This is a genomic window from Loktanella atrilutea (genome assembly GCF_900128995.1).
GTDB classification, from domain to species: domain Bacteria; phylum Pseudomonadota; class Alphaproteobacteria; order Rhodobacterales; family Rhodobacteraceae; genus Loktanella; species Loktanella atrilutea.
Genome location: NZ_FQUE01000003.1, coordinates 333,145 through 350,664, shown reverse-complemented (window position 1 = coordinate 350,664; position 17,520 = coordinate 333,145). Strand labels below are relative to the sequence as shown.

The window sequence follows — 17,520 nt, the reverse complement described above, 5'->3', positions numbered from 1 at the left end:
GCAATAATTAAAATGAATTATCGTGACTGGTTTTTATCTTGCCACAACATCTTGTGGATCGGCGCGAAAGTTCTGCGGTGATGTAGTGACACACCGTGACATTTCAGCCCCTCATGATGTTCGGGTGTGGGATAACCTGCGTTTCTCTCCCAGCCGTAGCCGGGATGCTGTTGCGCCAATCCCACCATCCAGTCGTCGCGCCACACTTTTGCCATAATTGAGGCAGCCGCGATGGACAGGGACCGGGTGTCGCCCTTCACGATGGTGCGGGCGGGGCATGGCAGATCGGGCGGCAGGCGATTGCCGTCGATCAAAGCGAAATCAGGCGCTTGCGGCAGATCGGCGATGGCACGGCGCATTGCGAGGTGGCTGGCGGCAAGGATGTTCATGGCTTCGATCTCTGCCACCGTGGCGAGGCCGAAGCCCACATGGGCCACATCCGGGATCAGGGTATAGAGCGCCCGGCGGCGCGATGCGGACAGCACCTTGCTGTCGGCGATGCCGGGCGGGATGCACCGGGGGTCGAGGATGACGGCGCAGGCCATGACCGGCCCGGCGAGCGGCCCGCGCCCGACCTCGTCCACGCCGGCGATTCGGGCGAAGCCTGCGCTGCGGGCGATGCGTTCGAAAGCAAGGTCTGGAGGTGGATTCGCCATGTGCGCACCTTGCCGTATCGCGCGGCGCTGGAAAAGGGCGGCCGGGTCGATCCCGGCCGCCCCCATGACGGGCATGGTGACGGGGGCGGTCTGCCCATGCCCGAACCGTCAGCGGTAGGACCGGAACCCGGCGCGGCGCAGGCAGGTCGCGTCGTAGGCGTCGCTGGTGCGACCCCAGCTCTGGACCCGCACGCGACAGGCCTGCGGCAGGCGGGCAGCGATCCGGGGGTAGTCGGACAGGCAGGCGGCGCCATAAATGTCCTGCGGCCCGTAGCGCGTGTCGACGCGGCCGAGGCAGCGGTCCGGCAGGGCCTGCAAACTGTCACCGGGCCATGGCACAGGCGCCTGTGGCGCGATGATGACCGGCGGTGCCGTCAACGGCCCGAGGCCGCCTTCGAACCGCCCATGGCCGCGGCCCTGCAGCAGGCCGCGCCAATCGAGATCGGCCTCACTTTGGCCGGAGGCGTAGGGATAACGCTGGTCAGCGGGCGTTGCCGTCGGCAGCAGCAGAATGGAAAGCGCCAGCAGGATGGCGGATAATCTGTGCGACATGGTGTATCACTCCGGCTGACGACCCGGTTCCGCGGGTGGCCTTGTGCGGCCCAGCATTGTCGTTCAGGCACCGTCAGGCAATAACAGCCACTGGCGCCTGCCGCCCTGAACCGATAGCATCTGGCGATATTGCATAACACGCAGGATTGCGGTCAGCCTTCATCATGATGAAAAAGCTCTTTTCCCTGATCCTGATCGGCCTTCTGGCCGGAACCGCCGCGCAGGCGGATTGCTATGCCGACTACAAGGCCAAGCGCGACGAGCCGCTGCGCCTGCATTACGGCGTGGCACAGGTGAATGGGGAATGCTCCAAGTCCAACGCCACCGCGGAGCTTGCGCCGCGGCTGCAGTCGGACGGGTGGGCTCTGCTGACGGTCGTGGGCGTGTTCGATGCAAACGGTCTGGACAGCAGAAAGGGCAGCGCAGGTGAGTATTTCCTCCGCTACTGAAGCGCGCGAAATCGGCAATCGCATCGTCGTGGGCGGCATCATCGGCATCGTCGTCATTCTGGCGGCGGCGGCTGTGCTGCTGTTCGTCAACCTGCCCGACGCCAACGCGTTCAACGCGCGGGTGGAACAGTTGTTCGTCGCGAACGACAACCTGACGACGGGGGCCGAGATCAAGCTGCTGGAAATCCTCGCCGGGTCCGGCACGGCGTTTTCCGACACGCTGTCGTCCTACCGATTCGTGATCTTCGTGCTGCTGGTCTTTGCGACCGCGCTGCTGGTCGCGGCCGTCGCCTTTCTGGTCATGTTGATCGCGCTGACGCGGCGGATGGGCCAGATCGAGCGGAAGGGGATCGAGGTGAACTCTCTGCTGATCAGCCGCGATCAGGGGTCGGTCTATCTGAACAACTTCGAATTCAAGCTGACGGCGGCGGCAATCGAGACGCTGAGCGTGCTGGCCGAGGCGCGGATGGACGACGAGGTGCTGTCGGGGGCCGAGATCGAAGGCGTGATATCAGGCCGCGATGCGTCCGACTGCGACGAGGCGGCGGGCGCCACGCGCATCAAGCGGCTGCGCGACACGCTGGGCAACCAGATGGTCAGCGAGTTGCTGGTCAAGAACATCGCGCGCAAGGGTTACATGCTGGCGATCGACAAGGACGTGATCCGGATGGTCTGACCGGACCGTCACAGGCCGAGACGGGACAATGCGGTGTCGAGCGGTGTCCGATCCCCGAATTGCAGCCGCACCGGCAGGGTCAGCACCTTTGCCCGGAACGCGTCCGGCAGGCGCACGGCATCCTTTTCCGTGGTGACGAGCTGGGCGACGCGCAGCTTCGCCTCCGCCTCCAGCCGCGCCATCAGGGTCTCTGTCAGGGGTTGGTGATCCTCCAGCGCCTCTGCCCGGATGACATCGGCGCCCATGGCGCGCAGGGTGGCAAAGAATTTCTCGGGGTGGCCGATCCCGGCGAAGGCCAGCAGGCGAAGGCTCTGCCAGGGCATGCCGGTGACGAGGGGGATCAGTTCCCCGGTCAGGTCAGGGGCGGGCCAGCGGGCGGCGAAGTCCGCCTGCGCCGCGGCGTCGCCGATGGCGAGCAGGAGGTCGGCGCGCGCGAGTCCGGCGGCGACGGGTTCACGCAGTGGACCCGCTGGCAGGACGCGGCCGTTGCCGAAACCGCGCCCCGCATCCACGACGACGATCGAGAGGTCCTTGAGCACGGCGGGGTTCTGGAAGCCGTCGTCCAGCAGGACGACGCTGGCGCCCGCCGCCTCTGCCGCCCGGACACCGGCGGCGCGGTCGCGGGCGACCCATGTGGGGGCGAAGGACGACAGCAGCAGCGGTTCGTCCCCGGTCTGTGCGGCGGTGTGGCGGCGCTCGTCGACGCGGACGGGACCGGTCAGGCTGCCGCCGTAGCCGCGGCTGACGATATGCGGGGCCTGCCCGCGATCCGTCAGCAGTTGCGCCAGCGCCATGGCGGTCGGAGTCTTGCCGGTGCCGCCGACGTTGATGTTGCCGATGCAGATGACGGGAACGCCGGCGCGATGACCGTCCTGCCGCAGTCGTCGCGCGGTGGCGGTGGCATAGACCGCGCCCAGCGGCGCCAGCAGCCGGGCGCGCCAGTCGGGAGCGTCTGGGGCTGTGAACCAGAAACCGGGGGCGCCCATCTACAGCCCGGCCTCGTCCAGACGGGCACGGATCAGGCCGACGATGCGATCCGTCGCCTCTGCCCCGCGCGAGGTGACATCCCAACCGGCCGTGGCCATGGCGGCGACCCGGTCGGCGGACAACAGCGCCTCGACCGCACGGCCGAGGGCGGCGGCACCGTCGATCTGCAGTGTCGCACCGGCACGCACGAGGCGGTCGTAGCGGGCGGTGAAGGGTGTGGTGCGCGGGCCGTGAATCAGCACGGCGCCCAGTGCCGCGACCTCGAACGGGTCCTGTGCGGCGGACTGGGTCAGCGTGCCGCCGGCGAAGGCGACGGTGGCAAGGCGCAGCCAGAGCCCGAGTTCGCCCGCGACGTCGACGACATGGACCTGCAGCCCCTCGTCCGGCGGCGTGCCGCTCGACCTCAGGCTCGCGGGCAGGCCGAGGGCCTGAAAGCGGTCGACAAGCTCTGGCCCCTCGCCCGCGTCGGCGGCGACGGCGACCAGCAGCAGGCGGTGGGACCGTCGGGCAGCGTGACGCTGGGCAGCGGCGAGGGATGGCACGTCGGCGGGTTCGGTCTGCGTCGCAAGCCAGACGGGACGGTTGCGCAGTGATTCCGCCAAGTCGCGGCGGTCGTCCTCGTCATGGGGCAGCACGGCGGGCGGGTCTTCGAGGACACCGACGGCAAAGGTGCGGTCCGGCGGCGCACCGGCATTGACGAAGGCGGTACGACCGGCCTGATCGCGGGTGAAGGCGGTGCGCAGATGACCGAGGGCGGCCTTGCGACGCGACCGGAACCAGCGCGACCCGAACTCTGCCACATCGGCAGCCTCGGCGTCGATGACGACGACGGGCACGCGCGCCTCCTCGGCGGCGCCGAGGGTTTGGGAATCCAGCGTGCCGCCGACCCAGAGGAGCAGCATCGGGTCGATCTGGGCGAGATGGGCGCGCACACCGCGGCGACCTTCGGGCTGCGGGTCGGTGGTGGCGACGAAATGCACGTCCTCGCCGCTGGCCTGCAGGCGGGCGTCGAGGGCCGCGACCACCGCCAGATGCGCGGGCGTCGCGCAACGCGCCCAGACGACGGCCTCGACCACCGGGGGACCGGGCTAGATGCCGAGTTCTTCGGTCGGGGAGGCGGCTGTCTCCTCGTCCCGGAGACGGTGGATATGCGCGATGAAGTAACGGGTGTGCGCGTCGTCGACGGTGCGCTGGGCATTCGACTTCCACGCGTTGTAGGCGTTGGCGTAGTCGGGGAACATGCCGACGATATGGATGTCCTTGACGTCCTTGAATGCGTTCTTCGTCGGGTCGATCAGTTCGCCGCCGAAGACGAGGTGCAGGCGCTGGGTCATGAAAGGAGACTCCTTGGGACAGGGTGACGATGGCCGGCAACTTACGCAGGTGGCCCGGGCGTGACAACCGGCGCCGTGCCGCAGGTGCAGCATGGTTCCCGTCAGGTCAGCGCGGCCAGCAGCGGCGCGTGGACCGCCCCGGCGGCAAGGACGCCGTTCACCTGCGGATGCGGATTGTTGAACACCAGCGGCCCGCCGGTGCGGTCGCTGGCGGTACCCGATGCCTCTGTCACGATGAGGCTGCCGGCGGCGATGTCCCATTCCCAAGAGGGGCGCAGGGTCAGCATCGCGTCGAACCGGCCTTCGGCGACAAGGCAGAGCCGGTAGGCCAGAGAGGAGCGGAAGCCCTTGGTGAAGGCGGGGGCGACGCCGCCCTGCCAGTGCTGCGGCGCGAGGTTGGGTTTCGTCGTCAAGACATGGGCCTGCGCCGCATCGGCATTATCCGTCACCCGCAGGGGCCTGCCGTTCAGGGTGGCCCCGTTTCCCAGCACGGCGGCATAGGTCAGGCCACGGGCGGGCAGCGAGACGACACCGGCGACGACACGGCCATTCTCGACCACGGCGATGGCATGGGCCCAGTCCTGCGAATGGTTGATGAAGGCGCGGGTGCCGTCGATCGGATCGACGATGAACTGGCGCGAGGTCGCGAGGCGGCCAGCGTCGTCCGGCGATTCCTCTGACAGCCAGCCATAGTCCGGGCGCGCGCCGCGCAGGCGATCGGTCAGCATGGCGTTGACGGCAAGATCCGCCTCTGTCACCGGGCCTTGATCGTCGTCCTTGTCCCAGACCTGCGGGTCGGCCTTGAAGAATTTCAGCGCAATCTCTCCCGCTGCGGCGGCGGCGTCGAGCAGCAGGGGAAGGTCAGTCGCCGGCAAGGGTCAGACCTTCGACCAGCAGGGAGGGGACGACGCGGGACAGGTGCGTGCGGGCGTCGTTGGCTGCGACCATGCCGCGCCAGATGTCGCGCAGGTTGCCGGCAATGGTGCATTCGTTGACGGGATGGCTGATCTCGCCGTTCTGCACCCAGAAGCCGGCGGCGCCGCGGCTGTAGTCGCCGGTATTGGGGTTGATAGTCGAGCCGATCATCGAGGTGACGAGAAGCCCGGTGCCCATCTGCGCGATCAGGTCCGCGCGGCTGGCGGTGCCCTGCGTCAGGGCGAGGTTCGTCACGCTGGGCTGCGGCGGCGAGGACGTGCCCCGCGCCGCGTTGGCGGTGGAGGGCAGGTCGAGCTTGCGGCCCGTGGCGAGGTCCAGCGTCCAGCCGGTCAGGATGCCGTCGTCGATCAGCGCGCGGCGTTGCGTCGGCAGCCCCTCGGCGTCGAAGATGCGAGAGCCGAAGGCACGGGGGCGGTGGGGGTCCTCGATCAGGCTCATGCCCTCGGGCAAGATCCGGTCGCCCAATGCGTCGCGCAGGAAGGATGCGCCCCTTGCAATGGCGCTGCCGTTGATCGCGCTGACGAGGTGGCCGATCAGGGAAGACGCCACGCGTTCGTCGAAGAGAACCGGGTAGGCACCGGTCTTGGGTCGGCGCGATCCGGCGCGTTCCACAGCGCGGGCGGCAGCAGTGCGGCCGATGTCGGCGGGGTCACGCAGGTCGGACTGAAAGATGCGGGTGTCGTAGTCGTAGTCCCGTTCCATCCCGGTGCCGCTGCCGCTGATCGCGACGCAGGAGAGGCCGATGTCGGACCGGGCGTAGCCGCCGGAGAAGCCGTTGGTGGCGGCGGTGTGGATCTGGCGGCGGGAATAGCCGGCGCTGGTTTCGGAGACCTGAGAGATGCCGGGGTTTTCCTGTGCCGCAGCCTCTGCCCGCAGGGCTGCATCCTGCAGGGCGGCGGGGTCGGGTTCGGGAGAGCCGTCGCAGAGTTCCAGATGCGCGCTGTCGGTGGAGCGTGCGAGCTGGTCGGGGTCGGCGAGCCCGACGGTGGGATCCTCCGGCGCCTCTTTCGCCATGGCGACGGCGCGTTCGGCCATCGACGCGAGGGCGGCGGGGCGGCTGTCGGAGGAGGAGACACAGGCCTGTCTTCGACCCAGCAGCACGCGCAGGCCGACGTCGACGCCTTCCGCACGCTCTGCCTTTTCAAGATGGCCCTGCCGCACGTCGATGGAAATCGAGGTCCCCTCGACCGCGATCGCATCGGCGTCGGTCGCCCCGGCGCGGCGGGCGGCATCGAGGATCTGATGAGTCAGCGCGGCGAGGTCGGTCATGGGAACGGCTTTCTGGGATGTCACTCCGCAGGTAGTCCGGTCGGGGCCGCGCCGCAAGGCCACGGCCCCGCGGGCCTAGCGGATGCGCTGGCCGTTGGCCAGCACCTGACCGTCCTTCACCTCGATGGTGGATTCCAGCGTATCGTTGCCGACATCCTTGGCAAACATGCCCAGCATCATGCGCCCCATCATCACCTGATCGGCGGGCACCAACCCCATGGCGACCAGCTTGTCGATCAGCCCGTTGGCACCCATGACGGTCAGGTCGATGCGGCCATCGGGACGGGGCATGCCGGGAAAGGTCGTGGTGTCCGTGTTGTCGAAGGTGAACTGGCCCGTGCCGTCGACCGAGGCGCCGACGGCCTTGATCGTCAGCTCGTTCAAAGTCAGGTCCTGCAGCTTGCCGGGAAAGCCCGGCCCCATGGTCGCCATCTGTGCGGGGTCGGTCAGCGCCACGTCAAGCTGCGCCGCGCCCGAAAGGTCCAGCCGCACCGTCGCGGGGTCGCGCGGCAGGGCGGCGGTGGGATCGACCATCGCCCAGATCTCGTCGTTGACGGCGACATCGGTCAGATCGAGCTTCAGGCTGAAGGGCGCCGGGGCGTCGGTGGGCGCCACGGGGGCGGAAAGGCCGAAACCGTAGGAGGCTGCGGTCATCTTGAAGGGGAACGGCATCTCGCTGCCGGTGACATCGGCGGCGAGGTCGGTGACCGCGACATCGTAGGCCACGCCCTCTTCTCCGACGGAGGTCATGACGTTCACGGGGCCGTTGGTGGCGGTGCCGTCGAGGGTCATGTCGCCCGCGACCGAGAAGATGTAGGCGGAGGAACCGGTGGTCAGGGTCGATTTGCCGGTGAAGTCACCGCCCAGCATCGCGACCGGATCGCCCAGGTCGAGGTCGGCGGGCGCGCTGCTGTCGCCGGCGAAGGCGAGACCGTCGATCTTGCCGGAGAGCATGAGCTTGCCGGCTTCCGGCGGGGTCACGTCGACGAGGAGGTCGAGTGACGTCGCCTTGACGTCGTAGCTGATCTCTCGCGTCTCGCCGGTTGCCTGACGGCTGGTGCCGGACAGGCCGTTCAGGGTCAGGCGCATGTCGCCGGCGATGTCACCCTTGGGCGACGTCAGCTTGTCGACGCTGACGACGTATTGATCCGCGGTGACATCGTAGGTCAGGTCGTCCGGCGTCCCGCTGGCGGTGATGCCCGATCCGGTCGTCGACACGGTCAGGGCGATTTCACGACCATCGGGATAGGTGATCCGGATCGGGACCTGCGGCGTGGGCGTGATCGCCACGGTGCCGTCGGCGGCCCCGGCAAAGACGATCTGCGGAATCGTGGCGGTCACGGTCGCCGTGTCGGACGTGCTGCGCAGGGCGAAGTCCGTGACGGTGACGGTCGCGCCTTCGGTCGTGACGTCGCCGGTGGTCACGTCAGCGCCAGAGGCGGTCGTGGCAATGCTGGATTGCCAGGCGTCCCAGACCTGCTGTGCGGTCACATCGGCCCAGGCGGCGGGGGCGATCGACAGGGCAGCAAGGCAGGCACCGGTGCGCAGGGCGAAGGTGGCTTTCATCGAAGGGATCCTTGTTCAGCGTCGGGTCAGCGGATCTGGCAGCCTTGCCGTTCCGGCCCAAGTGGGGAATTCTGGCGCCAACGCTAAAGCGTCCCGTGCGGGACGGAAAGGGAGTGCGATGAAAAACTTTGACCTGAACGGGCAGACAGTCCTGATCACCGGGGCCAGCCGCGGCATCGGGGCCGCTGCGGCGCGGGCCTTTGCCGCAGCGGGGGCGAACGTCGCGCTGGTCGCGCGGTCGCGGGAGCGGATCGCGGAACTTGCTGGTGAGATTGGCAAAAAGGCGCTGGCGATCCCCTGCGACGTGTCGCGCTATTGGGAGGTCGAGCAGGCGGTCACGGCCACGGTCGAGACCTTCGGTCGCATCGACGTGATCGTGAACAACGCGGGCGTGGTCGATCCGATCGGCGTCCTGTCGCAGACCGACCCGGAGGCCTGGGGCAAGACGATCGACATCAATCTCAAGGGCGTGATGCACGGCATGCGCGCGGCCATGGGGCCGATGATCGCGCAGGGGTCCGGCACGATCCTGACGGTGTCGTCCGGGGCGGCCCACAATCCGCTGGAGGGGTGGTCCGCCTATTGTGCCAGCAAGGCAGGCGCCTTCATGCTGACGCAGGTCGCCGACCGGGAAAACCGGGGCAAGGGGCTTCGGGTGATGGGCCTGTCGCCCGGCACCGTCGCCACCGACATGCAGCGCGAGATCAAGCAATCGGGCGTCGGTCCCGTGTCGCAGCTGGACTGGTCGGCACATATCCCGCCCGAATGGGCAGCGCAGGCGCTGGTCTGGATGTGCACGCCAGAGGCCGATCCGTGGCTGGGCAAGGACGTGTCCCTGCGCGAGGACGATATCCGCAGGCAGGTCGGCGTCGCGTGATCCGCACCGCGCGCGAGGGCGGGCTGGCGCTGGTGACGCTCGACCGCCCGGACAAGGCGAATGCGCTTACCTCTGCGATGCTGGCTGATCTGGTTGCCGCCGTGACGGATGCGCGGGATGCCCATGCGCTGATCCTGACCGGCGTGGGACGCGTGTTCAGCGCCGGGGCGGATCTGGAGGATGTGGCGCGGCTGAAGACCTCGTCCCTGTGGGAAGACCTGTCGGGGGCCATCGCCGCCCTGCCCGGCCTGACGGTCGCGGCCCTGAACGGCACGCTGGCGGGCGGCGCCTGCGGCATGGCGCTGGCCTGCGACCTGCGGGTCGCCGCGCCGGGGGCACGCGTGTTCTATCCGGTGATGAAGCTTGGTGTGCTGCCGCAGCCGTCGGACCCGGCGCGGCTGGTGGCGCTGGCGGGGCCCGGCGCGGCGCGGCTGATCCTTTTGGGCGGGGCCAGGATGACGGCGCAGGACGCACTGGCCTGCGGGCTGATCGACCGCATTGCGGACGATCCGGTGGCGGAGGCGCGCGTTCTCTGTGCCGATGCGCTGGCGGCGGACCTTGGTCACGTGGCAGCGATCAAGGCGCTGATCGGTCAGCGGTAGCGGCCCAGCTGCTCCATCTCTATGGCGAGGCGGGTCCGCAGGTCGGCCAGCACGCGCATTTCCGCCCGGCGGGCGGAATCGTCGGTCAGGTCGCGCAGCCGGGCGGCAGATTCGGCGATCTGGTCGTTGAGCGTGACCGCCTTCGGCTTGACCTTTGCCGCCTTGTGCATGCGGTCCATCATCGCCTCGAAGGGGTCGCGCGACAGATCGAGCGGCTTGCCGAAGCCCGGCAGACGGTCGAGGCCGCCGTCGCGGGCAAGGTCGGTCATCTTCTGGTCGACGAGGGAGCGGATGAAGCTGGACATGGGCGCGGGCCGAATTGGGGAATTGCGATCAATCTAGGGCGCGGCGCGCGCGGTGTTAAGCCCCCTGCACCCGTCCCGTCAGGATCGACCGCGCCGTCGCTTCGGCACCTTGGACATGAAGTCGGGCGGGCGTTTCGCGATCCAGGTTGCGAAGCCTGCCAGCCGGGGGTGGTCGCGCAGGGCCTGCGGCGTGTTGTACACGCGGGCGAGTTCCGCCTCTGACAGGGTGGCGTGGATTTCCTTGTGGCAGATGTGGTGCATCAGGACCGTCGGGCCGCCCTTGCCGCCCTTCAATCTGGGGATCAGGTGGTGGAGGCTTTGCGGCACGCCGGGCGGAATCGGACGCAGGCACAGCGGGCAGATCGGGTCGGGATCGGTCGTCATCGGGCTTGCACCACAGGCTTGGGTTGCCCATGACATAGGGCGCATCCCCGCCGGAGACACCATGACCGCAAAGACCCCGCAGACCGCACTGGTGATCGGCGCCGGCCCCGCAGGGTTGATGGCAGCCGAGGTGCTGTCCGCCGCCGGCGTGCGTGTCACGGTCGCGGACCGGATGCCGTCGGTCGGGCGAAAGTTCCTGATGGCGGGCAAGTCGGGTCTGAACCTGACCAAGGACGAGGATCCTGCCGCCTGCCTTGCGGCCTACGGCGACGCCGCACCGGCCTTGCGGGACGCGCTGGCGGACTTCGGACCGGCACAGGTCATGGCATGGGCGGAGGGGCTGGGGCAGCCGCTGTTCACCGGATCGACCGGCCGGGTGTTTCCGGTCGCGATGAAGGCGTCTCCGCTGTTGCGGGCGTGGCTGGCGCGGCTGGCATCGCGTGATGTCCGGATCGCGACCCGCTGGACCTGGACCGGGTGGGACGGGGCTGCCGCGACCTTCGACACGCCGGACGGCGCGCAGGCGGTCACGGCAGACGTCACGATCCTGGCCATGGGAGGCGCAAGCTGGCGCAGGCTGGGGTCCGACGGGGCCTGGGCCGCGCGATTGCAGGGCACGACCCCGTTTCGGCCCGCGAACTGCGGGTTCCGCGTTGCGTGGTCGGATCACATGGCACCCTTCTTTGGCCAGCCCGTCAAGGCGACGGCGCTGACGGCGGGCACGTCGACCTCTCGGGGGGAGTGGGTCGTGACCCGGGAGGGGATCGAGGGCGGGGGAATCTATGCCGTCTCGCGGGCCATGCGCGACGGGGCGACGCTTTGGATCGATCTGTTGCCTGACCTGGCGGCGGAGCGAATCGGTCAGCGGGCAGCCGCGAAAGGGGGAAAAGCGAGTCTTTCGCAGATTCTGAAATCCGGGCTGCGCCTACCGCCCGTGAAGATCGCGCTTTTTCACGAAATGACACGGCGGGCAGGCATCGCCAAGACGGCCCCGCTGGCCGAAACGCTGAAGGCGTTGCCCGTCATCCATGACGGTCCGGCGCCGCTGGACGCTGCCATCTCGACCGCGGGAGGCCTGCAATTCAAGGCACTTTCGGGACTGATGCTGCGTGAGAGGGCGGGGGTCTTTGCCTGCGGCGAGATGCTGGACTGGGACGCGCCGACCGGCGGATACCTGATCACGGCCAGTCTGGCGACGGGGCGGGCAGCGGCGCTGGAGGCGCTGTCGTGGCACCCCTGAACAGCGTGTTTCGGCGGGAACTTGCGGCAGGTTCCGGAAGCCGCTGAATGGGCGGAACTGTTGCAACTTCGCATCGTTGGCGCCGCGCGATTTGACGTCGAAAATGGCGGATCGTGTGGGCTGACGTGGAAAACGACTGCGACAGGGGCGAAAAAGTATTATACATTCAATGACTTGCGCTTGCCATCACAACCAACCGCGCAAGTGGGTAGGCTTTCGGGGCAGCCACGGTGGAAAAGTGACGTGCAAGTCGCTGTTCCGATGTGGCAACAGTGCTGTCCGTTTTGAACAAGCCGCTTGTTTTGCGGGATAAACGCCAGTAGACAACCTGTGATCGTCCACAACGTGCATCTAATTGGAGTACCCCACAATGCGCATCACCACCACTCTCGCAGCCGCTGCCGCAATCGCAGTGACCGGTGCCGCAGCTTCCGCTGGCGGCCTGGCCCCCGAAGTCATGGAAGCACCGGTCGTCGTCGTCGACACCCCGATGGCCCCCACCGGTTCCGTGAACTCCGGCTTCATCGTTCTGGGCCTGCTGGCCGCTCTGGTCGCCGCTTCCGGCTCCTACTAATCCTTCATCGGATTGGACAAGATTTGAAAGGGCTGGCCTTGCGTCAGCCCTTTTTGCTTGCGTGGTGACAGGGCGCGCGATGGCGGACCCCGTCGTATCGCGCGACCTGCGGCCTAGCTGCGGGACAGGATCGCGAGGCGGATGAGCGTGCGTTCCATCAGTGCCTGCTGCGGGGCGTGGCTGGCGGACCGCATGGTCAGGTCCGTGTCGGTCAGCGTGGCGATCGCACGTTCCAGCCGGTCGCGGCCCCACTGGGATGCTTGCCGCATGAGGCGGTCGCGGCGCGGTCCGAAGACGGGCGGCCGAAGCCGACCGATCCCCTGTCCGGGACCGCCCGGATCGGAGGCCACGACGTGCAGCTGCCGGAAGTGCCGCATCGCGTGGATACAGAGCGTCACGGGTAGCACGCCCTGCGCATAGAGATCGCGCAGCACCGGGCCAATCCGCTGTTCCTGCCCGCCGGCGACGACCTCGAGGATATCGTCGACGTCGACATCCGCCGCATGCGGCGCGATCAGGTCGACCTCTGCGACGGTCAGGTCCTGCGGATCGCCACGCTTGTAGAGACCCAGCTTCTCGATCGTCTGACGGAAGTCGCCGGGCGTGAGGCTGTGGGCCAGCGCATTGATCGTGTCCATGACCTCTCGGTTCGGCACGAGCAGCTGGGCGGAGTCCAGCAGGGTCTGGATGTCCTCGGCCGAAGGCGGATCGTCGTAGAGACCGATGGCTACGCTGGCACGATGGCCTTCGAAGACCTTGCGCAGCGCGGATTTCGCGGTCAGCTGGCCGGCGGTGACGACCAGTTGCGCGTCGCCGTCGCGCCAGTCGTTCAGCACATCGGTCATCAGCTTGGACAGGCCGTCGGTCGCATCCTCGACCAGCACGACACGGGGCCCGGGAAAGAATCCCTGCGCCTTGATGCCGTCGTTCACCTGCGCGGGATCCTTGCGCAGGTCCGATGCCGGAAGGCGGTTGAGACGCATCTCCGCCTCGCCCTCCGGTCCGACGAGGGCGGAGGTGACCTGCGCACGCGCGGTCGCGACGCGCATGGGATCGGCACCATAGATCAGGATGCCGGCACGGCCCGGATCAGGGGCGCGCAGGAACTTTGCGGCGTCCCGACCGGCGAGTTTCATCGGCCTGCCGTCACTGGGGGATGTCCAGCAGCATCAGGTCGGCCACGACCATGTCGCCGAGGATAACCATGAGCCGCCCGATCGCGTCGGTGGCCGCCGCCTGGGTGGCGACCGTCGACCCGGTGGCCGAATAGCTGGTGAAGCCTTCGACCTGCCCCTGCCCCACGGTCGTGCCGTCGGCGGTCTCTAGCCGCCAGCCGGCGGCGCCGACGACGTTGTAGCGCAGGGCATCGCCCGCCTGAGAGAATGCGGCGACGTCGAGCGCCTGATCGAGGTTGATCGTCAGGACGAAGGCCGGGGCAGTGGCGCGGCCCAGACGCTCTTGCAGCCGGGTGCGGATGGCGAAACCGGGGATCGTGTCGGGTGCCGCGATCGATACGCTGTCGCGCAGGGCGAAGGTCGCGGCCCCCGGTGCCAATGCCGGGGTGAAGCCACAGGCGCCGGTGGCCAGCAGCGCCAGAACGGCGCCGCGACGGGTGATCGCCCTAGACGACAATGTTCACGATCCGGCCGGGGACGACGATGATCTTTTTCGGCGTTGCGCCGTCGAGGTTACGCTGTACGGCATCCTGCGCGAGCACCGCCGCCTCGACCGTGGCGGCATCGGCATCGGCGGCGATGGTAATCTCGGACTTGCGCTTGCCGTTGATCTGGATCGGCAGTGTGATCTCCGCATCGACCAGCATCGCCTCGTCCGCCTGCGGCCAGGGGGCCTGCAGGATCAGGCCCTCGCCGCCCAGCATCGACCAGATCTCCTCGCTCAGGTGGGGGGTCATGGGGGCCATGAGCTGCGCCAGCGTCAGCGCCGCCCGACGACGGGCGGTGACGCTGGCGGCGCTGCGCGACAGGGTATTCGTGAAGGCATAGAGGCGTGCGATGGCGGCGTTGAAGCCGAAGGACTCGATTCCCATCGTCACGTCGCGGATCGCGCGGTGCATGTCCTTGAGCAGCGCCTCATCGGTTGCTGACGCGCCCTCTTCGGTGGCCTGCGCGATGTCGTTCGCGATGCGCCAGACTCGGCCGAGGTGCTTGTGGGTCGCCTCTGCGCCGGCGGCGGTCCACTCGACGTCGCGCTCTGGCGGGGAATCGGACAGGACGAACCAGCGGGCGGTGTCGGCGCCGTATTGTTTCACGATGTTAACCGGGTCGACGACGTTGTTCTTGGACTTCGACATCTTGGCTGAGGGGATGACCTCGACCCGGGTGCCGTCCGCGAGGTAGGCGCCGCCGTCGCGCAGCGTGACCTCTTCGGGGTAGTGATAGACCGGGCGGCCATCGAGCGGTCGCTTGGTCGTGTAGATCGCGTGGGTCACCATGCCCTGGGTGAAGAGCGCGTCAAAGGGTTCCGACGCGGTGCTGGGCAGGTGTCCGGTCATGTGCATCGCGCGGGCGAAGAAGCGCGAATAGAGCAGGTGCAGGATCGCGTGTTCGATCCCGCCGATATACTGGTCGACGTTCATCCAGTAGGCGGCGTCGTCGTGGACCGTCGGCGTGTCGGCGCGGGGTGCGGTGAAGCGGGCGTAGTACCACGACGAATCGACGAAGGTGTCCATCGTGTCGGTCTCTCGCCGCCCCTTGCCGCCGCATTTCGGGCAGGTGCAGTCGCGCCAGGTCGGGTGCCGGTCGAGCGGGTTGCCCGGCACGTCGAAGCTGACATCATAGGGCAGTTCGACCGGCAGGTTGGCCTTGTCCTCTGGCACCACGCCGCAGGTGTCGCAGTGGATGATCGGGATCGGGCAGCCCCAGTAGCGCTGGCGGCTGAGGCCCCAGTCGCGCAGGCGGAATTTCGTCACGCCGTGGCCGACGCCGTTCTTCTCGCAGAAAGCGATGGCGGCATCGACGGCATCGGCGCCCGTCTGCACGTCCTCGCCGGCAAAGCCGCGGACGTAAGCGACGGATTCGGTCTTTTGCGGCACGTAGGCTTCGGTCAGTGTCCCGTCGGCATCCGCCGCAGGCAGGAAGACCGGAGAGATCGGCAGGTCGTATTTCGTGGCGAATTCGAAATCGCGCTGGTCGTGGGCCGGGCAGCCGAAGATGGCGCCGGTGCCGTAGTCCATCAGGATGAAGTTCGCGATGTAGACCGGCAGTTCCCAGCTTGTGTCGAAGGGGTGGCGCACCCGCAGGCCCGTGTCGAAGCCGCGCTTCTCGGCTTTTTCCAGAGCTTCCTCGGTCGTGCCGCCCTTGCGGACGTCGGCGCAGAACGCGGCGACCTCGGGATCGTCACGCTCCAGCGCTTTGGCGAGCGGGTGGTCCGGCGAGATGCCGACGAAGGAGGCGCCCATCAGGGTGTCGGGGCGGGTGGTATAGACCTCGATCCGGTCGTGGCCTTCGGGGGCGTCGATGAGACCGAAGGCGAATTGCAGCCCGCGCGACTTGCCGATCCAGTTGGACTGCATCAGCTTGACCTTGGCCGGCCAGTCGTCGAGGCCGTCGAGACCTTCCAGCAGCTCCTCGGAATAGTCGGAGATCTTGAAGAACCACTGCGTCAGCTCGCGCCGCTCGACCTCCGCCCCCGACCGCCAGCCCTTGCCGTCTTCGACCTGTTCGTTGGCCAGAACGGTCATGTCGACCGGGTCCCAGTTCACCACGGCCTTCTTGCGGTAGATCAGGCCCTTTTCAAGGAAATCAAGAAAGAGCGCCTGCTGCTGGCCGTAGTATTCGGGATCGCAGGTCGCGAGTTCGCGGGACCAGTCGATCGAGAGGCCGAGCGGTTTCATCTGGTCGCGCATGTCGGCGATGTTCTGGTAAGTCCAGTCGCGCGGGTGGCCGCCGCTGGCCATGGCGGCGTTTTCCGCCGGCATTCCGAAGGCGTCCCAGCCCATCGGGTGCAGGACGTTGTGCCCGGTCGAGATCTTGTAGCGCGCGATCACGTCGCCCATCGTGTAGTTGCGCACGTGACCGATGTGGATGCGGCCCGAGGGATAGGGAAACATCTCGAGGACGTAGTACTTCGGCTTGTCGCCGCTGCGCACGGCCTTGAAGGCGTCAGCCTCGGCCCAGGCGGCCTGCCAGCGCGCCTCGATCATCGCGGGGGTATAGGTCGTCATCGTTCGGGGTCTTTCATCACGCACGACGCCGGGCGGGGGGCCCGGCGATCGCGACTGGCAAGGACAAGCGGTGTTACCGACCGCCGGCAATACGCAACTGACGGGCACGCGACAGGATCGCATCCTCGACCGCGCGCCGGGTATCGGCGCTGACCGGACCGGACCGGGTCTGCAGTGCGACATTCAGCGACCGCGCATCCAGGGCGGGGCTGCTGATGTAGACGGTGCCGCGGTAGGCGGTGCCGCCGCCGGGCGGCAGGCCGTAGCCATAGACGATGACGCCAGTGAAGGGATCGACGCTTTCGATCGGCAGGAAGTTCAGCACATCGAGGCTGGCGTTCCAGAGATAGCGGTTCACCTCCAGTCCCGCGTTCGCATCCTTGCCGATGCCGAACAGGTCCCAGATCGTGCCGGCAGGGACGCGGGTGCCTGACCCGCCCTTACTGACGGGGACGGACTGCTGCGCGGCGTTGGGCGTCGCCGGTGTCGCACCGGGGGCGCATCCGACCAACACCGCCGCCGCACCGACGATGGCGGCCTGTGCGAGGTATCTCAACTTCATCTTTTCCCCCGTTTTCATTTGGCAACACCTAGCTTTTAGCCCGGGGCATGCCAAGCCATTTCTGGACGGGCCGGCGACGTCTGGAATCGACTCGCGAGAGGTGGCAAGGGCGCGGATAAGATCGGCTTCGGAATGCCGGATCGGAATCCCGCGACGAGGGTGCGGCCGCGGCGGGAGCAATAACAAGAACCTCAACATACTGAAATCTAAATGAAATAATTGCGACCAGGTGCGATGACGCAACTGTGACAAACCTGCATCATCACATGGCTCTTTGCCGTCAGCCCGGTTCTTGTCGTTGCAATCGAGAGGGGTTGGGTGGAAACACACGACATGCCGAATTCGCTTTCCACGAGTTGGGCCCTGAC

At 67.7% G+C, this 17,520-nt stretch carries 20 protein-coding genes; 6 read left to right on the top strand and 14 right to left on the bottom strand.

What is annotated here, in order from left to right:
* Positions 1-17: 17 nt before the first annotated feature.
* Both BUA54_RS09485 and BUA54_RS09480 read right to left on the bottom strand, forming a co-directional pair.
* Entirely contained in the window at positions 18-656 is a 639-nt protein-coding gene (locus tag BUA54_RS09485; RefSeq protein WP_072857060.1) for a ribonuclease HII, read from the bottom strand.
* Positions 657-764: 108 nt separating this feature from the next.
* The gene (locus tag BUA54_RS09480) at positions 765-1,208 is read right to left on the bottom strand and encodes a hypothetical protein (RefSeq protein ID WP_072856991.1); all 444 of its coding nucleotides are present in this window, start codon (positions 1,206-1,208) and stop codon (positions 765-767) included.
* A 164-nt stretch (positions 1,209-1,372) separates the two neighbouring features.
* On the opposite strand from BUA54_RS09480, the gene BUA54_RS09475 reads away from it, so the two are divergent.
* Positions 1,373-1,657, top strand: coding sequence for a hypothetical protein (locus BUA54_RS09475; protein ID WP_072856990.1), 285 nt, complete (start codon positions 1,373-1,375; stop codon positions 1,655-1,657).
* Positions 1,599-2,333, top strand: coding sequence for a winged helix-turn-helix domain-containing protein (locus BUA54_RS09470; protein WP_178352733.1), 735 nt, complete (start codon positions 1,599-1,601; stop codon positions 2,331-2,333). Before BUA54_RS09475 ends, BUA54_RS09470 begins: the two co-directional genes overlap by 59 nt.
* Positions 2,334-2,341: 8 nt before the next feature.
* On the opposite strand, the gene lpxK is transcribed toward BUA54_RS09470, so the two are convergent.
* From lpxK to BUA54_RS09440, 6 genes are all read right to left on the bottom strand, one after another.
* A complete protein-coding gene (lpxK, locus tag BUA54_RS09465; protein WP_072856989.1) occupies positions 2,342-3,319 on the bottom strand; it encodes a tetraacyldisaccharide 4'-kinase in 978 nt (325 codons plus the stop codon).
* Positions 3,320-4,396, bottom strand: coding sequence for a 3-deoxy-D-manno-octulosonic acid transferase (locus BUA54_RS09460; protein WP_072856988.1), 1,077 nt, complete (start codon positions 4,394-4,396; stop codon positions 3,320-3,322).
* A gap of 12 nt (positions 4,397-4,408) precedes the next feature.
* Complete coding sequence (locus tag BUA54_RS09455) at positions 4,409-4,654, bottom strand: DUF4170 domain-containing protein (protein WP_072856987.1); 246 nt, start codon at positions 4,652-4,654, stop codon at positions 4,409-4,411.
* 101 nt (positions 4,655-4,755) lie between these two features.
* On the bottom strand, positions 4,756-5,529 hold the full coding sequence (locus BUA54_RS09450) for an inositol monophosphatase family protein (RefSeq protein WP_072856986.1): 774 nt from the start codon (positions 5,527-5,529) through the stop codon (positions 4,756-4,758).
* Positions 5,516-6,859 carry a TldD/PmbA family protein gene (locus tag BUA54_RS09445; RefSeq protein WP_072856985.1) on the bottom strand — a complete coding sequence of 448 codons (1,344 nt, stop codon included), beginning with the start codon at positions 6,857-6,859 and terminating at the stop codon, positions 5,516-5,518. The genes BUA54_RS09450 and BUA54_RS09445 overlap by 14 nt, the downstream gene beginning before the upstream one ends.
* Before the next feature lie 75 nt (positions 6,860-6,934).
* Positions 6,935-8,425 (bottom strand): DUF2125 domain-containing protein, encoded by a 1,491-nt coding sequence (locus BUA54_RS09440; RefSeq protein WP_072856984.1) that lies wholly within the window; start codon positions 8,423-8,425, stop codon positions 6,935-6,937.
* Positions 8,426-8,543: 118 nt separating this feature from the next.
* Between BUA54_RS09440 and BUA54_RS09435 the strand changes: the two genes are divergently transcribed.
* Both BUA54_RS09435 and BUA54_RS09430 read left to right on the top strand, forming a co-directional pair.
* On the top strand, positions 8,544-9,302 hold the full coding sequence (locus BUA54_RS09435) for an SDR family oxidoreductase (RefSeq protein ID WP_072856983.1): 759 nt from the start codon (positions 8,544-8,546) through the stop codon (positions 9,300-9,302).
* Positions 9,299-9,904 (top strand): enoyl-CoA hydratase/isomerase family protein, encoded by a 606-nt coding sequence (locus BUA54_RS09430; protein WP_072856982.1) that lies wholly within the window; start codon positions 9,299-9,301, stop codon positions 9,902-9,904. Before BUA54_RS09435 ends, BUA54_RS09430 begins: the two co-directional genes overlap by 4 nt.
* On the opposite strand, the gene BUA54_RS09425 is transcribed toward BUA54_RS09430, so the two are convergent.
* Positions 9,895-10,209 carry a DnaJ family domain-containing protein gene (locus tag BUA54_RS09425; RefSeq protein WP_072856981.1) on the bottom strand — a complete coding sequence of 105 codons (315 nt, stop codon included), beginning with the start codon at positions 10,207-10,209 and terminating at the stop codon, positions 9,895-9,897. The two genes, BUA54_RS09430 and BUA54_RS09425, sit on opposite strands and share 10 nt — an antisense overlap.
* A gap of 78 nt (positions 10,210-10,287) precedes the next feature.
* A complete protein-coding gene (locus tag BUA54_RS09420; RefSeq protein ID WP_072856980.1) occupies positions 10,288-10,593 on the bottom strand; it encodes an HNH endonuclease in 306 nt (101 codons plus the stop codon).
* A 61-nt stretch (positions 10,594-10,654) separates the two neighbouring features.
* Between BUA54_RS09420 and BUA54_RS09415 the strand changes: the two genes are divergently transcribed.
* On the top strand, positions 10,655-11,833 hold the full coding sequence (locus BUA54_RS09415; protein WP_072856979.1) for a TIGR03862 family flavoprotein: 1,179 nt from the start codon (positions 10,655-10,657) through the stop codon (positions 11,831-11,833).
* Between the two features lie 355 nt (positions 11,834-12,188).
* Positions 12,189-12,407, top strand: a complete 219-nt coding sequence (locus BUA54_RS09410; RefSeq protein WP_245810604.1) for a hypothetical protein — start codon at positions 12,189-12,191, stop codon at positions 12,405-12,407.
* Positions 12,408-12,520: 113 nt separating this feature from the next.
* Here BUA54_RS09410 and holA read toward each other — a convergent pair whose 3' ends face one another.
* The 4 genes from holA to BUA54_RS09390 all read right to left on the bottom strand — a co-directional run bounded on the left by holA (position 12,521) and on the right by BUA54_RS09390 (position 17,152).
* The gene (gene holA / locus BUA54_RS09405; RefSeq protein ID WP_072856977.1) at positions 12,521-13,543 is read right to left on the bottom strand and encodes a DNA polymerase III subunit delta; all 1,023 of its coding nucleotides are present in this window, start codon (positions 13,541-13,543) and stop codon (positions 12,521-12,523) included.
* Positions 13,544-13,553: 10 nt separating this feature from the next.
* Positions 13,554-14,039 (bottom strand): hypothetical protein, encoded by a 486-nt coding sequence (locus BUA54_RS09400; protein ID WP_072856976.1) that lies wholly within the window; start codon positions 14,037-14,039, stop codon positions 13,554-13,556.
* Positions 14,029-16,590 (bottom strand): leucine--tRNA ligase, encoded by a 2,562-nt coding sequence (gene leuS, locus BUA54_RS09395; protein WP_072856975.1) that lies wholly within the window; start codon positions 16,588-16,590, stop codon positions 14,029-14,031. The genes BUA54_RS09400 and leuS overlap by 11 nt, the downstream gene beginning before the upstream one ends.
* A gap of 73 nt (positions 16,591-16,663) precedes the next feature.
* Positions 16,664-17,152, bottom strand: a complete 489-nt coding sequence (locus BUA54_RS09390; protein WP_072857058.1) for a DUF3576 domain-containing protein — start codon at positions 17,150-17,152, stop codon at positions 16,664-16,666.
* Between the last annotated feature and the right edge of the window lie 368 nt (positions 17,153-17,520).

Bases quoted from the DNA above. Each gene is read 5' to 3' on its own strand.
- BUA54_RS09485 (WP_072857060.1), bottom strand. From the start codon at position 656: ATGGCGAATCCACCTCCAGACCTTGCTTTCGAACGCATCGCCCGCAGC.
- holA (WP_072856977.1), bottom strand. From the start codon at position 13,543: ATGAAACTCGCCGGTCGGGACGCCGCAAAGTTCCTGCGCGCCCCTGAT.
- BUA54_RS09390 (WP_072857058.1), bottom strand. From the start codon at position 17,152: ATGAAGTTGAGATACCTCGCACAGGCCGCCATCGTCGGTGCGGCGGCG.
- BUA54_RS09455 (WP_072856987.1), bottom strand. From the start codon at position 4,654: ATGACCCAGCGCCTGCACCTCGTCTTCGGCGGCGAACTGATCGACCCG.
- leuS (WP_072856975.1), bottom strand. From the start codon at position 16,590: ATGACGACCTATACCCCCGCGATGATCGAGGCGCGCTGGCAGGCCGCC.
- BUA54_RS09470 (WP_178352733.1), top strand. From the start codon at position 1,599: ATGCAAACGGTCTGGACAGCAGAAAGGGCAGCGCAGGTGAGTATTTCC.
- BUA54_RS09435 (WP_072856983.1), top strand. From the start codon at position 8,544: ATGAAAAACTTTGACCTGAACGGGCAGACAGTCCTGATCACCGGGGCC.
- BUA54_RS09475 (WP_072856990.1), top strand. From the start codon at position 1,373: ATGATGAAAAAGCTCTTTTCCCTGATCCTGATCGGCCTTCTGGCCGGA.
- BUA54_RS09415 (WP_072856979.1), top strand. From the start codon at position 10,655: ATGACCGCAAAGACCCCGCAGACCGCACTGGTGATCGGCGCCGGCCCC.
- BUA54_RS09445 (WP_072856985.1), bottom strand. From the start codon at position 6,859: ATGACCGACCTCGCCGCGCTGACTCATCAGATCCTCGATGCCGCCCGC.
- BUA54_RS09420 (WP_072856980.1), bottom strand. From the start codon at position 10,593: ATGACGACCGATCCCGACCCGATCTGCCCGCTGTGCCTGCGTCCGATT.
- BUA54_RS09425 (WP_072856981.1), bottom strand. From the start codon at position 10,209: ATGTCCAGCTTCATCCGCTCCCTCGTCGACCAGAAGATGACCGACCTT.
- lpxK (WP_072856989.1), bottom strand. From the start codon at position 3,319: ATGGGCGCCCCCGGTTTCTGGTTCACAGCCCCAGACGCTCCCGACTGG.
- BUA54_RS09440 (WP_072856984.1), bottom strand. From the start codon at position 8,425: ATGAAAGCCACCTTCGCCCTGCGCACCGGTGCCTGCCTTGCTGCCCTG.
- BUA54_RS09480 (WP_072856991.1), bottom strand. From the start codon at position 1,208: ATGTCGCACAGATTATCCGCCATCCTGCTGGCGCTTTCCATTCTGCTG.